The sequence below is a fragment of the Deltaproteobacteria bacterium genome, from assembly GCA_016180855.1.
Taxonomy (GTDB): domain Bacteria; phylum UBA10199; class UBA10199; order JACPAL01; family JACPAL01; genus JACPAL01.
On record JACPAL010000004.1, the window covers coordinates 87,083 to 102,187 of the forward strand.

Sequence of the window (15,105 nt, forward strand, 5' to 3'; positions counted from 1 at the left end):
GCTTTCTTTTCGCTGCTTTGGCTAAAAGAACGGCCTTGTCTGTTCATTTCAATTTTTAAGGAGGTGTTTCGTGAAAAGATTTCTTTTGCTCATGATGGTTGTTTTGTTGTTTGGAATCCGGCCGGCCGGTTCGGAGGTTAAGCAGATTAAACTTGCGCATGTTGCCCCTCCCGGTTCCTCTTGGGACAAGATTTTGAATGAAATGAATGCCGAGCTAAAACAGCGGAGCCAAGGGCAAATGGAGTTTCGTATTTACCCCGGAGGTGTTCAGGGGGACGAAAAAGATGTGGTTCGTAAGATGCGGATCAATCAGATCCAGGTAGGTGGATTTACAGGAAACGGTTTGGGGCAGATTGCCACGTCATTCCGAGTGATGGAGCTCCCCTTTCTTTTTCAGAATACGGAAGAGGTTGATCGGGTCACCGAAAAATTGACCCCCCAGTTGGAGGAGCAGTTCCTCAATGCGAACCCTTCTGTTGTTCTGCTGGGTTGGGGAGAGGTCGGGTTTGTCCAGATCTTTTCAACGCGGCCGGTTCGTGGCCTCTCCGATCTGAAGGGACTCAAGATGTGGCAGTGGGAAGGGGATACGATTGCGGCAGAGACATTCGGGAAGTTGGGTGTTTCGCCTGTGCCGCTCGCGATTACGGACGTCATGACCGGGCTCTCCACCAATATGATCGAGGCGGTTTATGCCCCTCCTCTTGGAACCCTTGCACTGCAGTGGGCCTCCAAGGTGAAGTACATGACAGATCTCCCTTTTTATAATTCCATGGCAGCGCTCGTGATGCTACGATCGGAATTTGAAAAGCTCTCTCCGTCGGACAAAAAACTGTTGAAAGAGGTCACTGGCAAACATATGCGGCGTATTGTGGTGGAGACACGTAAGGATAACAAGGTTGCGTTTGAGGAGATCAAGCGGCTGGGCGTTCAGGTTGTTTCCGTTGATTCAAAAGATGAGAAGGAGATGATCGATCTAACCCAAGCGATCTGGAAGGAGCAGGTTGATCATCTTTATAGTCAGGACCAACTGGTTAAGGTACAAGAGTTGCTGACGGACCTTCGGGCCCACGCCAGCGCAAATTAAGGATCAAGGGTCAATTTTCAAATTCAGGCGGTAAATCCGGAAGGACGAAGTGGGGAATTCCCTCTTCCGTCATCTTTTCCCTCTCCTCGGGCGAGGCCTTGCCGTAAATACTTTTAGGGGCGGCCTCTCCCTTGGTAATCTGTCGCGCTACATCGGGAAAGCGGTCTCCCACATCCTCAAAATTGCTTTTTACATAGTGGCGTAGTGCCTTGACCAGGGTGATCGGATCGGCCTCTCCCGTGACGACCGTGCTTTTTTCGGTTCTCTTTGGTTGGGTAGCCTTTACGGATGAGGAATCACCGGTTTTCTTGATGAGATGGCCTCCCGAGAGAAGCGTAGTCACTTCTGTGTCGCCACAAATTTGGCACTGGACAAGTCCATGTTTTTTTTGCTCCTCAAACGCCTCAAGGTTCGGGAACCACCCCTCGAAGCTGTGTCCCCATCGGCAGGTGAGATCAAAAATAATCATTGTGAAAGGAAGATAAGCACTCTTCCTTAAAATGTCCAGAGGGGATGAGAAAGAGTTCACTTCTTCTTCACACCGGGTTGCGTTGGTGTTTTTTGGACTGGGGTTTTTGTAGTAGGAGCTATTTTGGTTGGATTGGCAGGTTGTGTCTGGGCCGGTTTTGGAGCGGCGGGCTTGCCGGGAGCAGGTGTTGGTGGTGGTGCCTTGGGAACCGGCGGTCCAATAAATGTCAGTGTTGTTTCTGGAACCCATTCCCCATCTTTGAACTGATGACTCTCTAATATGACTCGCCAGTCTCCTTTCATCCCAAATGCCCTTCGGTAGAGAGATCCTTCCATCCGATCGATCGGTTCTTGATAATTTTCCTTATCCACTTGATGATTCTTTGATCCCCTCTGTTCTTTAAGGCGCCTCTTTGTCTCAAACGATTGTTTCTTGTCCCACTCGGTCACCTCGAATCCTTTTTCAGTGAAAAAACCGATCATCGCCTGAAAATCATCAGAAACAGTATAAACATAGATGTTCGGTACATAAGAACTCTCAGCTCTTCCTCCTGCCCTCTTCTTAATCGTTAACTCCTCTTGAAACTCGGAACCAGGCGGCAGGAGTTTTCTTAAATGAGGATCTCCCCCCTTCTCAGCAGCACTGAGAGAACATGAAATAAGAGTCAGCCATGTTAAGAACAATTTAGTCATTATAATATTCACACCAACCCCCAATGCCGTTACCTAAGATCCAACAATCACAATGACAAACACCTGGCTCGTACATACCAAATTGACAAGCGTGGTAACCCTCTTGAATCTCATAGTCGTCTCCCGGACCATATCTTAAGTCATTGTACCAATCATAAGGCCAGCGAGAGTACTCGTAGTATTCACGTCCATCCGTCCAGCATCCGGCCCAACCGTCCCTGCCGCATGCCTTATTAGTTGAGCCCGGTTCCGGCTCACAATGCGTTCGGCCCCCTTCTCGACAACACCGAGTTGGTCCAATATAAGGCCAACAACCATCTTCCGCTTGGTCCAAGTATCGCAGAGTATAATGCGACCCCTCGCCCGAGCACCATGCCGCCTCTCGGGCTGCCTCAGCCGCCTCCTCTTCTCTGCGTCTCTCTTCTTCCGCTTCCCTCCGCCGCCTTTCCTCTGCCTCTCGCCTTCTTGCTGCCTCCGCTTGGCGTCGTGCTTCCTCACGAGCCTCCTCCGCTCTCCGCCTCTCTAGTTCAGCCTCACACCTCCCGTTGTCCGAGTAGCGGCAACCATTCGATAAATCCTCCTTCTGGACCAGCCCGCACAACCAATGATCTGTCGGCGCCCCGCGAGGAAATGCATTCCAACACCAGTTGACACACTCTGCACTCGATTCGGTCGTGATCCCCATCACAATATCCAACACGCAAATCGTTAAGTCCGGTTCGCTCTCCCCCTCTCCTTCACTTGATGCTTGCCGGTCCGCCCGCTCCGGGGCGTCCCAAGCCTCTGCATCCTCGTCAGGCGGATCGCCTTCGGGCTCGTGCTCATCGGAAGTCTCTGGGCTTTCAATCTCGTTTTCGTGTTGATTTGGATAAAAGGCTTCTAGCATCGCCTCCGAGCATCTTGCGACTCTTTGATTGAGGTCAACATATTCCAGACAGGGGGGCCAGAGTCGAAATATCCCCCCGGTTACCTCAAACTGTAGCTCCCATTGAGCTCTCCACATACTAGCGATGCCTGACTCATCAAGATATCTCTGATAGCAATTCAAGTCTCCAGCATCACACCCCGATCTTGTTATGTCGCTTAGATTTCGTAAGGGGTCTGTGCTAGACAAAATTCTTGCAATATAGGGTGTGCCTGCGTCGCGCGCCAAAGTACCTTGTCCTGCTCTCAATAGTTCAGCGAACCCACGCAGACGCGGGTAATAGTAATATTGAATATAATAGTTGCTGAGCCCCCAAAAAGACCAGCCATCATCGATATCCTGGAAAGACATAAAAATTGCTCCGGCTAGTTGTGCGGTTGTTTCGTTGTGATAAGGCAGCCAGGCGTTTCCATAGCCGGGGACATGTCGCCCGCTATCATCCCCGGGCTCTGGTTCAATCTGGTTTTGATAATGGAGGTCTGTCGGCAAAAAACCATATGCCAAACGGCCAGTATAAAAGTTTAGCTGGTGAGTTGTCTCGTGTACGATCACTTCGGTAACCAATTTTAAATTTCTGGAGTCACTGAGGTCTTGAAAACGGGATGAGACACCGATCTCACGAACTGAGGTCGTATACCCCAAAGTTGCTGTCTCTTCGATATTCGGATCCCAGGCAAAAATGGCATCTGACCTTGCTGCTGGGCTCAAATCGTTTGTTGATAGGGGACACCGGCCAGGTGTGCGATATCCGGCGTCCAACTGGGCCCTGGCAAAACAGGCAGCCTGGAGTGCAAGGTAAAAATAAGAGCGTAGTTCGGTTTCTGGGGAACCTAACATGGCCAGGTATCGGTCCCGATCGGGCATCTCAGGTGTCTCCTCGGCAAGAATCGCCAAGCCCATCTCCGTAATCGTACGGGTCAGCTCTGCTACGACAAGCAGCCTTTGTCCCGCTGTCCAAGGGAAGACACCCGTCCGATCCAGGATAGTCGATTCTACATCTGCTGAGGCGTCCGGGATAAAGCTATCTGTTAGTGTGAAGAGGCTGTTCGTTTTGGGCAAGTGAGATGAACTCTCACCTGCCGTTGGTGGCGCCTCTTCTCTCGGCATTTCATGCCAAGCCTCTCCTGAGAGTGTTGTTGTCGGTGATCTCACATAACAGACTTCGTAACGAACGCCCTCTTCTCCTTCTCCGATGGTTCTCATGTCGCCATTGCAACAGACGTCCCTCGCCGACTTTCCCCAAAAACCTCCTCCACAGATAAATCGTTTGCATGTCTCTGGATTGATGATTGGATCCGGTCCAGCCGACCGGACCTCCTCTTCCCAGCAGTTTTCAGGAGTGGAGTCTGCACCTTCTGTGACGGCTCCTCGAATCGATTCTATCGCCCTCTCAACCGCTTCTCTGAGATCATCTGACCAGTCGGCCTGAGCGATCGCCGGAAAAAGGAACGAGGATAAAAGAAATAAGATGAAAACTTTTTTCACTTTCTGCTCCGGTTCACATTTGTTTGGATCCGCCCCCGATTCGGATTCGGATCATCACTCTCCATGCGGCGGCGTTCTTCGTTACGGGTTGGATTCAAAGTGTTCACTTCCACGGGTCTAGTTCCTTCAACCGGAGGTTCCACCAGCAACGGACCACCCGAAGAGACCACCGGTTGCACATACTCCCCGCAGATCCCGTTCAGACACATCCGTTCCGGCGGTTTCATCTTGGGGGCCATCGAATGAAACAGCGCCTGCATTCGGGCCAATTTAACATTTTGATCGAGGAGATTTCGGTAAATAGTCTCCATATTCATAAAAAGCGGGCCCAGAAAAAGCTCGTCGTAGCCACGCGGTTCATGGGGGTAGGAGTAACGACTCCCCGGAGTCGCTCCGGTCACGCGGGTGCGGCCGCCGACCACAGTCGCTGTGATGGAGCGGACAAATTCATTTTTCTTCATTTGAAAATTTTGATCGATAAAACCGCCATACACCTCTTTTTCCAGCATGTTGAGGACGAGCGCCTGGGCGATCACCGCTGTCCCTGACTGCCAGAGCGACTCCATGCTGTTCGGCCAGTCGGCCATTCGGTTCCGGCCCAGTTTTCTTTCGTAGAAGGCATGGACCATCTCACCCGCCATTATGGCGGCAATGTAGGGGGCGTAACCTCCTGCCGACGGATCTTCAGTCTGTCGAGACTCGATAAAACCATCCCCCGAATCACTTAGTTGATAGCCACGGGCCGTTCCATATCCTCTCTCAAACAGATAACTTCCGGCCCAATCCCCATAAGAGGCAAAACAATGCCCCGCCTCATAGTTTCCAGAGGTATTGTAGTCCCTATTGGATCCAGTCGACCGCTTGGCCAGACAATCCTTGGCAATATGGTTTTTAAAACAGAAACGACTCTCTTCGTGGTCGTAGCCCACCAGGACATCCCGCGGCATGGAGGAGCAGGTGTAGAGGTCGATCGGATCTCTTCCTAAAAAGAGATCGAGATAGCGTCGTGTAACACTCCTCTCTTCCCAGGCAATCTGCTCAGAGACCTCTTTCAAGATATTCAGGATCGTTACGACCACATCGCGCCGTTCCCGTTCTTCGACGGTAAACGCAGGTTCTGCACCGCTTGGCGCTTGAGGGTAGACATTCCCAAATCTTCCCGCGGCAATCTCTTTCGCCAACGCAGGAACCGCATGGTCTTTGATCAGCATTCTTAGATGCCGAGCAAACTGGGGATCGACGACGCTGGTATCCCCTGATCGGTGGTTTCCACAGTTGACGAGGCTATTCGGTCCGTATCCCTGATTCTTGCAGATCTGGTAGGAGGTAAAACCCCACGCGAGGTGATTGTTGCTAAAAGGGATATCGACAAATCGGGCCTTCACAAAGGTTGGATTGTGGAGGGAACCGTCGGGAGTCTGGTCCCGAACCTCGAGGCGATTCAATATTGTGGTGCTGACTGAACCATCCGGCTCAAGCGGATTTCCAAGGCTCGCCTGGTTGATCAAATAACGGCCATAAATAAAGCCGCGGCCGTCATCAATGCTGTTTCTCCCCTGCCAGCCGGAATGGGTGTGGGTCGTGGGGACCGTGTCTCCACTCGGAACGGATGAGGATCGATCATAAACCCCGGAATCACGGATGATCCCCCGACCGATCGGGTAAACATTCGTGGCGTGGGTTGGAAAACCAAAAATAAAGTATTTTCCATCCGCTCCAATGTTCCCACACCCCTCTTCCATGCGGCAGCGATCAACGAGTCGAAAGAGGGTATATTCCCCCTGATTCGCCAACCCCATGTCAGGGTTGTACATATCTTCGGGAAGGCTATTTCCATTCAGTAACCCGTACGCCACCGCCTCATCCTGCCCGCTTGCATAAAAGTTGGTCGGATCTCCATTGCCGATTTGATTCAAGATCCGGACATTCTCCCCCAATTTCTCGTACTTGAACTGCGGTGTCAGGAGTTGGTTGTATCTTTCGAGTGGAGCTTGGGTAAGTCCCGCTGCTCCCGGCATCTCTGAAGGAAGCCCTCCGCTTCCAGGAAAGCCTCCAAACCCCTGGGCAACGGCAATCCTGGAGGCGATGAGAAAGAGGAATATTATTTTCGAATGAACTGGCATAGCTGAGCCCCCTTAAGGAAGGCAACTCCTGCTCCTCATAAAATTACGGATCTGTGCTGTGGTCAGGGCCCGGTTGAAGATCATCACGTCATCAATAAGACCTTCAAAGCCATACCCAATTTTTAGCTCACCCGTCCCACCCGGAGTTGGTGACGGATTTGTAAAGGAGTTTAACAAATCACCGTTCCAGTAAAGCTTGATGGTCCCCCCCTCAATGACACCGGTAAGATGAAGCCAGTCGTTAATCGGCATTTGGTAGGTTCCATCAGGAATCGGCGTTCCATCCGGCGCGACCGAAGGAGGCATCACCGAACCGCTAGCCGTTGTGAACTGGACATGGTCCCTGTTGTTAAACAACCAGGCCCCTCCCTCGTGATCGATCCCTGGTGATCCAATCGTTTCCGCGGTCCGCTTAAACCAGGCCATGATCGTATAGTCCCCCACTGGGTTGAGTGGAGAACCTGGCCCCGGGTTGCGGACATTGACACCGATAAAATCGTCCCCCGGGAAGGAGAATGACTCTCCTGCCCCTTCCCGTCCTGTTTCAAAAGCTACGTCACCTTCAAGGCTACCGTGAAAAACGCCGATCGCATCGTTTGCATTCCCTTCGGCTGTGTACCAGGTGACAAGGCTTCCCTCAGGGGGACAGCTTCTTGTTGCCTCCCAGCGACGCGTGACCCATCCCTCACTTCTTGCTCCCCAACGAGATCCGCTGTCCCTTTCCTCAAACCTCCTCTCTCCTCCTTTCTCGGGATGAGAAAAATCTCCTTTTTTGGGAGAGGTAGTACGGCCAATCTTTTCTTTTGGAACGAGGCGTCTCCAAATCCTATCGATAAAACCGGTGTTATCAGACCCCAAAATTCCTCTGTCTGATGGGGCAGGAGGCGGGGCACCCACCTGTCTTCTTAAAATAGTCGCCTCATCCCCAACAATAAAACAGAGCGCCTCTGAAGAGCACTCGACAGCACGCAACGTGACACGTGGGCCAAACGGTTCCTCTTCATCCGATTCGTTCAATTGGACAAGGCTGGTATCAACCCTTGCCTCCTCTGTCTCGGCACCACTCCCGCCAAACCAGGTAGCGCCGCCGTTAACGGTTTTTCGGATGTAGTTTGAAGCTCCCCCAACCACCCAGCCGTCACTCGCATTGACAAACTCAATCCCGTAACGTCCCCCAACCGGATCGATTACAGACGTGCTCACCCAGGTAGTACCTCCATTACTACTTCGTAGCACAAAAGGAATGCCAGCCGTCCAAACCTGGTCTCCTTCAATTTCAATATCGTCGGCTGTTATCCCTCCCCCTGAAAAAGAAACCTCCCACGTGGCACCACCATCTGTACTTTTCCTGATAGTGCCATTACTGGCAACAACAAAGCCTGTCATTCCATGGAATTTGACCGCTTTAAAAAAACTGCCTCCGAATTGTGAAACCTGATTCCAACTCACCCCTCCATCTGCCGATCGAAAGATCGTCCCGCTGTCACCCACCATAACAATGATCCGATCGGAGACGGCAGCAACATCTTGAAACGAGGGGACCGTACCACGAAGTGGTCCAGTAAAGGTACGGGTCAAGGGAGCTGTGTTTACAGTCCATGTAGCCCCCCTATCCGTTGTCTTATAAAATAACCCGCGACCACCGGAGGCGTAGCAGGTATCTAGACCAACACAATCAATCCCTCTAATCAAAGGGCGACCTGAAGGATGGGATGGGACATCAAATTCCACCCAAGTGGCTCCATAGTCACTCGACTTTAAAATGACACCAGGTTCTCCTGTAGGAAACGCTCCCCCAACGGCATAGATCTCCTGAGCTGTTCCACCAAAGGAGAGATCAAAAAGTTGATAAGCAGGATCATGATGCATCTTGACCCACGGCTCGGCGGCTTGGACCGAAAACGAAACGAAGAGGCAGAGCAAAAGAGAGCCTAAAAGAATCCTTAGTTGTTGGTTGATCATTTGTATCCCCCTCCCTAGGGTACACGCAATAATAATGCCAGCGGCTACCCCCAATGAATTATTAAAATACATGCGATATCATGTAGTTGATTAATCATTGGGCCAACTGTCTTTTATCAGATTGATAATATTCTCAAAATGAGAAGGTTGTTATTGAATACTCTGTTTCTTGGAGTAAGGACAAACCATGAGTCGTCTGAAGCGGAAAGGGGCACGGGTGATCATTGCGATTCCCGTTGCCTCTTCATACATTTATTGGCGGACGGTTGCCGGGTTTCTTGAACTTGAGAGACCGGCTCAGACCGAGATCATGTTTTTTCAGGGGGCGTTGGTTGATCGGGCCAGAAATTATCTTGTTCAACAGATGCTCGATCATCCGATGAGGGCGACTCACCTCTTCTTTTTGGATAGTGATATTGTCCTGCCTTCAGATGCCTTGATGAGATTGTTGGCTCACAAGAAGCCGATTATCAGTGGTCTTTATCGAAAGCGGCTTCCTCCCTTTGAACCGATGGCGTTCACAGAGGGGAGGGGGACTTTTGAACCGATTTCTTTGAAAAAGCCAACTAGGAGATTGTTATCCGTTGATTATGTCGGCGGTGGTTGTTTGTTGATTGAGAGAAATGTTTTTAAGAAGCTGAGGCCCCCCTGGTTTGTGAGTACACTGGGTGCAAAACGGCACCTACCGGAGGATTTCTATTTTTGCGAGAAGGCGAGAAGGGTGGGTCTCAAGGTGTTTGTGGATCCCTCTGTCACGCCTCTTCATTTGGAACCGATGGGGGTGACAACGGATTTGGATGGAACGCCTGAGGTGCAGTCGCTTATTTAAGCTCCTTCCTCTTCCATGAATAATAAATCACCGGATAGATCAGCAATTCCAGAACAAACGAGGTCACCAATCCACCGATCATCGGGGCGGCGATCCGCTTCATCATGTCGGCCCCGGTCCCCATTGACCACATGATCGGCAACAGCCCGATCATAGCAGCACAGACCGTCATCATCTTGGGGCGCACCCGCTTCACTGCCCCGTGGATGATTGCCTCGGTCAGGTCGTCGCAATTTCTCATACGGCCTGCCTCAGTCGCCTCCTTATAAGAGAGGTCAAGAAAGAGCAGCATGAAGACGCCGGTCTCAGCATCGAGTCCCATGAGGGCGATCATTCCAACCCAGACCGCGATCGACATATTGTAGCCCAGAAGAAACAGGAACCAGACCGCGCCGATGAGCGAGAACGGGACGGCGAGCAGTACAATCCCGGCTTTCACTGCCGACTTCATGTTCATATAGAGGAGAAAGAAAATGATGAAGATCGTCAACGGGAGGATCAGCTTGAGTCGCTCGCGGACCCGGATCATGTTCTCGTACTGTCCGCTCCATTGCAGGGTGTAACCTTCCGGGAGTTTCAATTGGGCGTGTACAAATTTTTTGGCCTCGGTGACGTAACTACCGATATCTCGTCCCGCCATGTCGACATAGACATAACCGGAGAGCATCCCATTCTCGTCCCGGATCATCGCAGGGCCTGTTGTCATCCGGATCTCCGCGACCGCTGAAACCGGAATTTGTGCGCCGGAGGGGGTCGCAACAAAGACCTTCCCCAGTTCCGTGATCTCATCCCGAAGTTCGCGGCTATACCGGACGTTTACCGTGTAACGCTCGCGTCCCTCTACCGTGGTGGAGATCTCTTCTCCGCCAAGTGCGGTGCTGATCACCTCCTCCGCCTCGGCGACGGTCAATCCATACCGTGCGAGCTCATCCCGCTTGAGATCAAAGTCAACAAAGTAACCGCCGGCGACCCGTTCGGCATAGACACTGCGTGTACCGGGTACCTCCTTCAGCACCGCTTCAAGGCGCGTGCCGATCTCCTCAATCTTCTTTAGGTCTGCACCGAAGATTTTTAGCCCGATCGGTGTCCGGATCCCGGTGGCGAGCATATCGATCCGGTTCTTGATCGGCATTGTCCAGGCGTTGGTCCAGCCGGGGAGCTGCAGGGCGCGATCCATCTCGTTGATCAGCTCTTCCCAGGTAATCGTTCGGCTCCCGATCGGCCAACGTTTCACCTTTCGCCACTCTTTTCTAGGTTTGAGCAGAACCGTTGTCTCAACCATGGAAAAGGGTGCAGGGTCGGTCGGTGTCGTTGCTCGACCGATCTTTCCAAACACGGTCTCGACCTCTGGAAAATTTTTTAAGACCCGGTCTTGAATCTGCAGGGTTCGCTCAGCCTCCGTGACTGAAATTCCGGGGAGTGTCGTTGGCATATAGAGGATCGCCCCTTCGTTGAGCGGTGGCATGAACTCCGAGCCGAGCATGAAGAAAACCGGGATCGTGGTGAGCATGAGAATCCCGGCGGCGAGGATCGTCTTTTTTCGATTCTTCAGCACAAAGCGGCAGGCCGGTTCGTAGATTGAAAAGAGGACGCGGCTGATCGGATGATTCTCCTCCGGGTAATATTTTCCGACCAGCGTGGCATTGGCGAACCTCTCCAGCCACTTGGGTCGGAGCGAAAAAGGATCCATCCGGGCAAACAGCATCCGAAGTGCCGGATCGAGCGTCACGGCCAGAAGCGCGGCGATCACCATTGCGAGGTTTTTGGAATAGGCGAGCGGTTTGAAGAGCCGCCCTTCCTGATCGACGAGTGTGAAGACCGGCAGGAAGGCGACAGCGATCACGAGGAGCGAGAAGAAGACCGACGGCCCGACCTCCTTTAATGCGCTTAGCCGAATTTCATGAAAATCCCCCTTGCGTCCGCTGGTGATCCACAACTGGAGCTTCTTATAGGCGTTTTCCACCTCGACAATTGCCCCATCCACCAACACGCCGATTGAAATGGCAATGCCGGCCAAAGACATAATGTTGGCGGTGAGCCCCATGAGGTAAAACGGAATAAAGGCGAACAACACCGAGATCGGGATTGTCAGGATCGGGACGATCGCGGACGGGATGTGCCAGAGAAACAGGAGGATCACGAGGCTTACAATGATCATTTCGTCGACAAGCGTCCGCCTGAGTGTTTCGATCGCCCGTCGGATCAGGTCGGCCCGATCATAGGTGGTGACCATTCTGACCCCTTCCGGCAGGGAGGGGCGGATCTCCTCGATCTTCTTTTGCACGCGGTCAATTACATTGAGGGCATTCTCGCCGTAACGCATTACGACGACGCCACCTACGACGTCTCCCTTTCCGTCAAGATCGGCAACCCCACGCCGGATATTGGGGCCGAGTGAAACGCTGCCAATATGGCGGATCTGGATCGGAACGCCTGACTTGGGGTCGTTTCCGACCGCGATTTTTTCCAGATCTTCGATCGTCTTGATGTAGCCACGCCCTCGGATCATGTATTCACGGCCGGAGAACTCGACGAGTCGTCCGCCGACCTCGTTGTTCCCGTTCCGGATCGCCTCGATTACCCGGTTGACCGGGAGGTTGTAGGCGATCAATGCCGCTGGATTCAGAGAGACCTGATACTGCTTGATATGGCCACCAAAGGTGGCGACCTCCGCGACACCGGGGACTGACTGGAGCTGATAGCGCAGGTTCCAATCCTGATAACTTCTTAATTCCTGCAAATTGTGTTTTCCGGATTCATCGATGAGGGCATACTCGAAGACCCAGCCGACACTTGTGGCATCAGGCCCGAGCTCGGTTTTGACCCCCTCGGGCAGGGAGGGAATAATTTTGGAAAGATACTCGAGCGTCCGGCTCCTTGCCCAGTAGAGATCGGTTCCATCTTCATAGATGACGTAGACGTAAGAAAATCCGAAGTCGGAGAAGCCGCGTATTGCCTTGACCTTTGGTGCCCCCAAGAGCGCCGAGATGATCGGATAAGTGACCTGATCCTCCATGATGTCGGGGCTCCGGTCCCATCGTGAATAGACGATCACCTGTGTGTCTGAGAGATCGGGAATCGCGTCGAGCGGGACCCGCTTGAGACACCAGAGGGCGATCCCGACGAGAAAGAGGACAATGGTCAGGACGACGAATTTGTTTCGGCCGCTGTAGTCAATAATTCGTTCAATCATGGTGGTGATCTCCTCCGCCTCCTTCGACCGCCGCCCGGAGTTGACTTTCCGAATCGATCAAAAAGGCGGCGCTTGTTGCAACAACCTCTCCCTCTTTCAATCCCTCCAGGATCACGCGTGCATCGGCCGTCTCCGATCCCGTCATGACCTCCCGTGCTGAAAAATGGGATCCATGAACGGCAAAGACGAGGGAGCGCGTGCCGGTTTCAATCACCGCTGATTTCGGGACAAGAAGTTTCTCTCCCAGATCAAGATTCAGTGTTACATTGAGGAAACTCTCCGGAGAAATCTTGCCGCCGGCACCCGCAATCTCGATCCGGGCGCGGGTCGAACGGGTCATGGGATCCAGTACCGGGCTGATGCCGCGTACCACACCTTCATAAATGCTGCCTGTCTGTGGCAGGGTCATTGTTGCTCTCTGTCCCACCTTCACCTCCGTTGTATCCGTGCCGTAGAGTGGGGCGTAGATCCAGACCGGTCCCCCGTCGCGGGGAAGGGTCAATGCCGGGTCCGGCTCACCGCGGCGTTTCAGTTCTTGAATCTCTTCTTTCCCCATCCCCAAGAGATTCAGTCGGTTTCGTGCCGCCGATTCAAGGTCCGGTGAGCCGGCGGCGATCTCCAGAAATTCGGTCTGTGCGACTGCAAGATCGGCGTCAAAGGCGACCCGACCCGGTGCCCGGATCTCCTTGACTGCCGGTTTTCTCATCACTGTAGCGGTGGTGATGCCGATCATTTGTTGTCGTTCGGGGGAGATGGTGACCCCCCTCACCCGTCCTGCCTCCGGCGGTCCACCCTCTTCCGCCCTTCGGCATGGCTCAGGGCAGGCCAAGGGGAGAGGACTAACGGAAGAGGACTCTTTATAAACGGGCACCAGTTTCATATGGCAGATCGGGCACTCTCCCTCCTCTTCTTCATGGATCTGCGGGTGCATCGGGCAGGTATAATGACTGATTGCCTGCTCCTGTTTGGTTGTTTCTGTAGGGCGCAGGAGGTAATAGGTGGCAGCCCCTCCAAGGATAACCAACAATCCGACGATGATGATGGTTTGTTTATTCATCGCTTTCTCCTTTCTGATTTAGTGGGGAACCGACGAGCCTTTCAAGCTGTGTGTAGGCTATCCCAAGCCCCGCCTGATTTTCATAGAACGTCATCTTCAGATCACGCAGCGTTCGTGCGGCATCTACCAGGGTAAGGAACTGGACCTTGCCTGTCCGGTACGATGTCCGGGCGGTCTTGAGGGTGGCGCTCGCCGCCGGCAGAATCCCTCCTTCGTAATTTTGAACGATCTCCTCGGCGGCGCGAAAGGCGCTGTATGCCTGTTCAATCTCGTGCTGTGTGTGGATCTTCGCCGATTCATTTTCTGCACGCGTTGCGGCGAGCGAGGCGTTCGCCTCTTTGATCTCTCCACGGTTTTTCCAGAAGTAGAGTGGGATGTTGACCATTGCGGTTCCGGTCCAGGCATCTTGCCTCGTGGTTCGCTGGTTATATTCCAGCCCCAAACTCAAATCGGGGAGCAATCCCTGCCGTGCGGCGGTCAGTTTCGAACGGTCGCGTTCCTCAATCGCGGCTAGCCTGGTCAGTTCCGGTCGCGATTCAACGGCGCCCACCGTAACTTCATCTAATGTTGCTTCAAGGTGGGGGAATTCGATGTTTTTTGATAGAACGATCTCATCGTGCCCCGATCGGTTCAGGAGTGCCTTGAGGTGTACGAGATGGGTCAAACGCTCCTGTTTAAGCTTGATCTCCTCATTCTGGAGTATCGAGAGCTCTACCTGGGCCTTGAGTGGTGTATCGGCGGTCGTTTGTCCGGTAGCATAGGCGGTCTTGGTGGAGGCGAGCAGTTGTCGAAAAAGCTCGGCGGTTTCCTTCGTTGTCTCAAGCTGACGGTCGAGTCGGTAGATCTCATAATAGGTCATTTTAAGATCGAGAAGGACATCTGCGATTCGACCACGAGAGACCTCTTGCTCCGCCTGCGCATCGAACCGGGCCACTTTGCCTTTTACATGGCGTTTACCCGGGAAAGGGATTTTCTGTTCGAGCCGATAGTTGATCATCTCTCCCTGCTTGACGTCGAGTGTATCGACCGGAACCTCTTCAAACATGACGCCAACCATCGGATCGTCCAGCGCCTTCGCCTGCGAGATCCGAGCCCGTGCTGCCTCAACCTGATAGCCGGCAGCCCGGATATCAGGGTTGTTCTGGAATACCTCCTGAAGGAGTTCATCCAGGGTAACGGTCTCTGCGGCAGGTGCGACAGATTCCAGGACCCAAAAGAGCAGAAACACCAAGAATTTTAAATAACGGGACATACAACTCTCCTTGGGCGCACAAGAGAGAGCGCCC

General features: G+C 52.9%; 10 protein-coding genes. 2 read left to right on the forward strand and 8 right to left on the reverse strand.

Going from position 1 to position 15,105, the window contains the following annotated elements; translation table 11 throughout:
• Positions 1-70: 70 nt before the first annotated feature.
• Positions 71-1,084: a TRAP transporter substrate-binding protein DctP gene (gene dctP, locus HYT77_02640; GenBank protein MBI2066894.1), complete on the forward strand. Its 1,014-nt coding sequence runs from the start codon at positions 71-73 to the stop codon at positions 1,082-1,084.
• A gap of 10 nt (positions 1,085-1,094) precedes the next feature.
• On the opposite strand, the gene HYT77_02645 is transcribed toward dctP, so the two are convergent.
• The 5 genes from HYT77_02645 to HYT77_02665 are packed head-to-tail and all read right to left on the reverse strand — an operon-like array spanning position 1,095 to position 8,740.
• On the reverse strand, positions 1,095-1,553 hold the full coding sequence (locus HYT77_02645; protein ID MBI2066895.1) for a DUF1178 family protein: 459 nt from the start codon (positions 1,551-1,553) through the stop codon (positions 1,095-1,097).
• 56 nt (positions 1,554-1,609) lie between these two features.
• The gene (locus HYT77_02650) at positions 1,610-2,245 is read right to left on the reverse strand and encodes a hypothetical protein (protein ID MBI2066896.1); all 636 of its coding nucleotides are present in this window, start codon (positions 2,243-2,245) and stop codon (positions 1,610-1,612) included.
• On the reverse strand, positions 2,238-4,655 hold the full coding sequence (locus HYT77_02655; protein MBI2066897.1) for a hypothetical protein: 2,418 nt from the start codon (positions 4,653-4,655) through the stop codon (positions 2,238-2,240). The genes HYT77_02650 and HYT77_02655 overlap by 8 nt, the downstream gene beginning before the upstream one ends.
• Positions 4,652-6,778 carry a hypothetical protein gene (locus tag HYT77_02660; protein ID MBI2066898.1) on the reverse strand — a complete coding sequence of 709 codons (2,127 nt, stop codon included), beginning with the start codon at positions 6,776-6,778 and terminating at the stop codon, positions 4,652-4,654. Before HYT77_02660 ends, HYT77_02655 begins: the two co-directional genes overlap by 4 nt.
• A gap of 12 nt (positions 6,779-6,790) precedes the next feature.
• A complete protein-coding gene (locus HYT77_02665; GenBank protein ID MBI2066899.1) occupies positions 6,791-8,740 on the reverse strand; it encodes a hypothetical protein in 1,950 nt (649 codons plus the stop codon).
• Between the two features lie 187 nt (positions 8,741-8,927).
• On the opposite strand from HYT77_02665, the gene HYT77_02670 reads away from it, so the two are divergent.
• Positions 8,928-9,569: a hypothetical protein gene (locus tag HYT77_02670; GenBank protein MBI2066900.1), complete on the forward strand. Its 642-nt coding sequence runs from the start codon at positions 8,928-8,930 to the stop codon at positions 9,567-9,569.
• Here the strand turns inward: HYT77_02670 and HYT77_02675 are convergent.
• From HYT77_02675 to HYT77_02685, 3 genes are read right to left on the reverse strand one after another with little or no spacing between them, the layout of a single operon-like run.
• Positions 9,562-12,762, reverse strand: a complete 3,201-nt coding sequence (locus HYT77_02675; GenBank protein ID MBI2066901.1) for an efflux RND transporter permease subunit — start codon at positions 12,760-12,762, stop codon at positions 9,562-9,564. The genes HYT77_02670 and HYT77_02675 overlap by 8 nt on opposite strands.
• The gene (locus HYT77_02680) at positions 12,755-13,819 is read right to left on the reverse strand and encodes an efflux RND transporter periplasmic adaptor subunit (GenBank protein MBI2066902.1); all 1,065 of its coding nucleotides are present in this window, start codon (positions 13,817-13,819) and stop codon (positions 12,755-12,757) included. Before HYT77_02680 ends, HYT77_02675 begins: the two co-directional genes overlap by 8 nt.
• Positions 13,812-15,071 (reverse strand): TolC family protein, encoded by a 1,260-nt coding sequence (locus HYT77_02685; protein MBI2066903.1) that lies wholly within the window; start codon positions 15,069-15,071, stop codon positions 13,812-13,814. Before HYT77_02685 ends, HYT77_02680 begins: the two co-directional genes overlap by 8 nt.
• Positions 15,072-15,105: the final 34 nt, after the last annotated feature.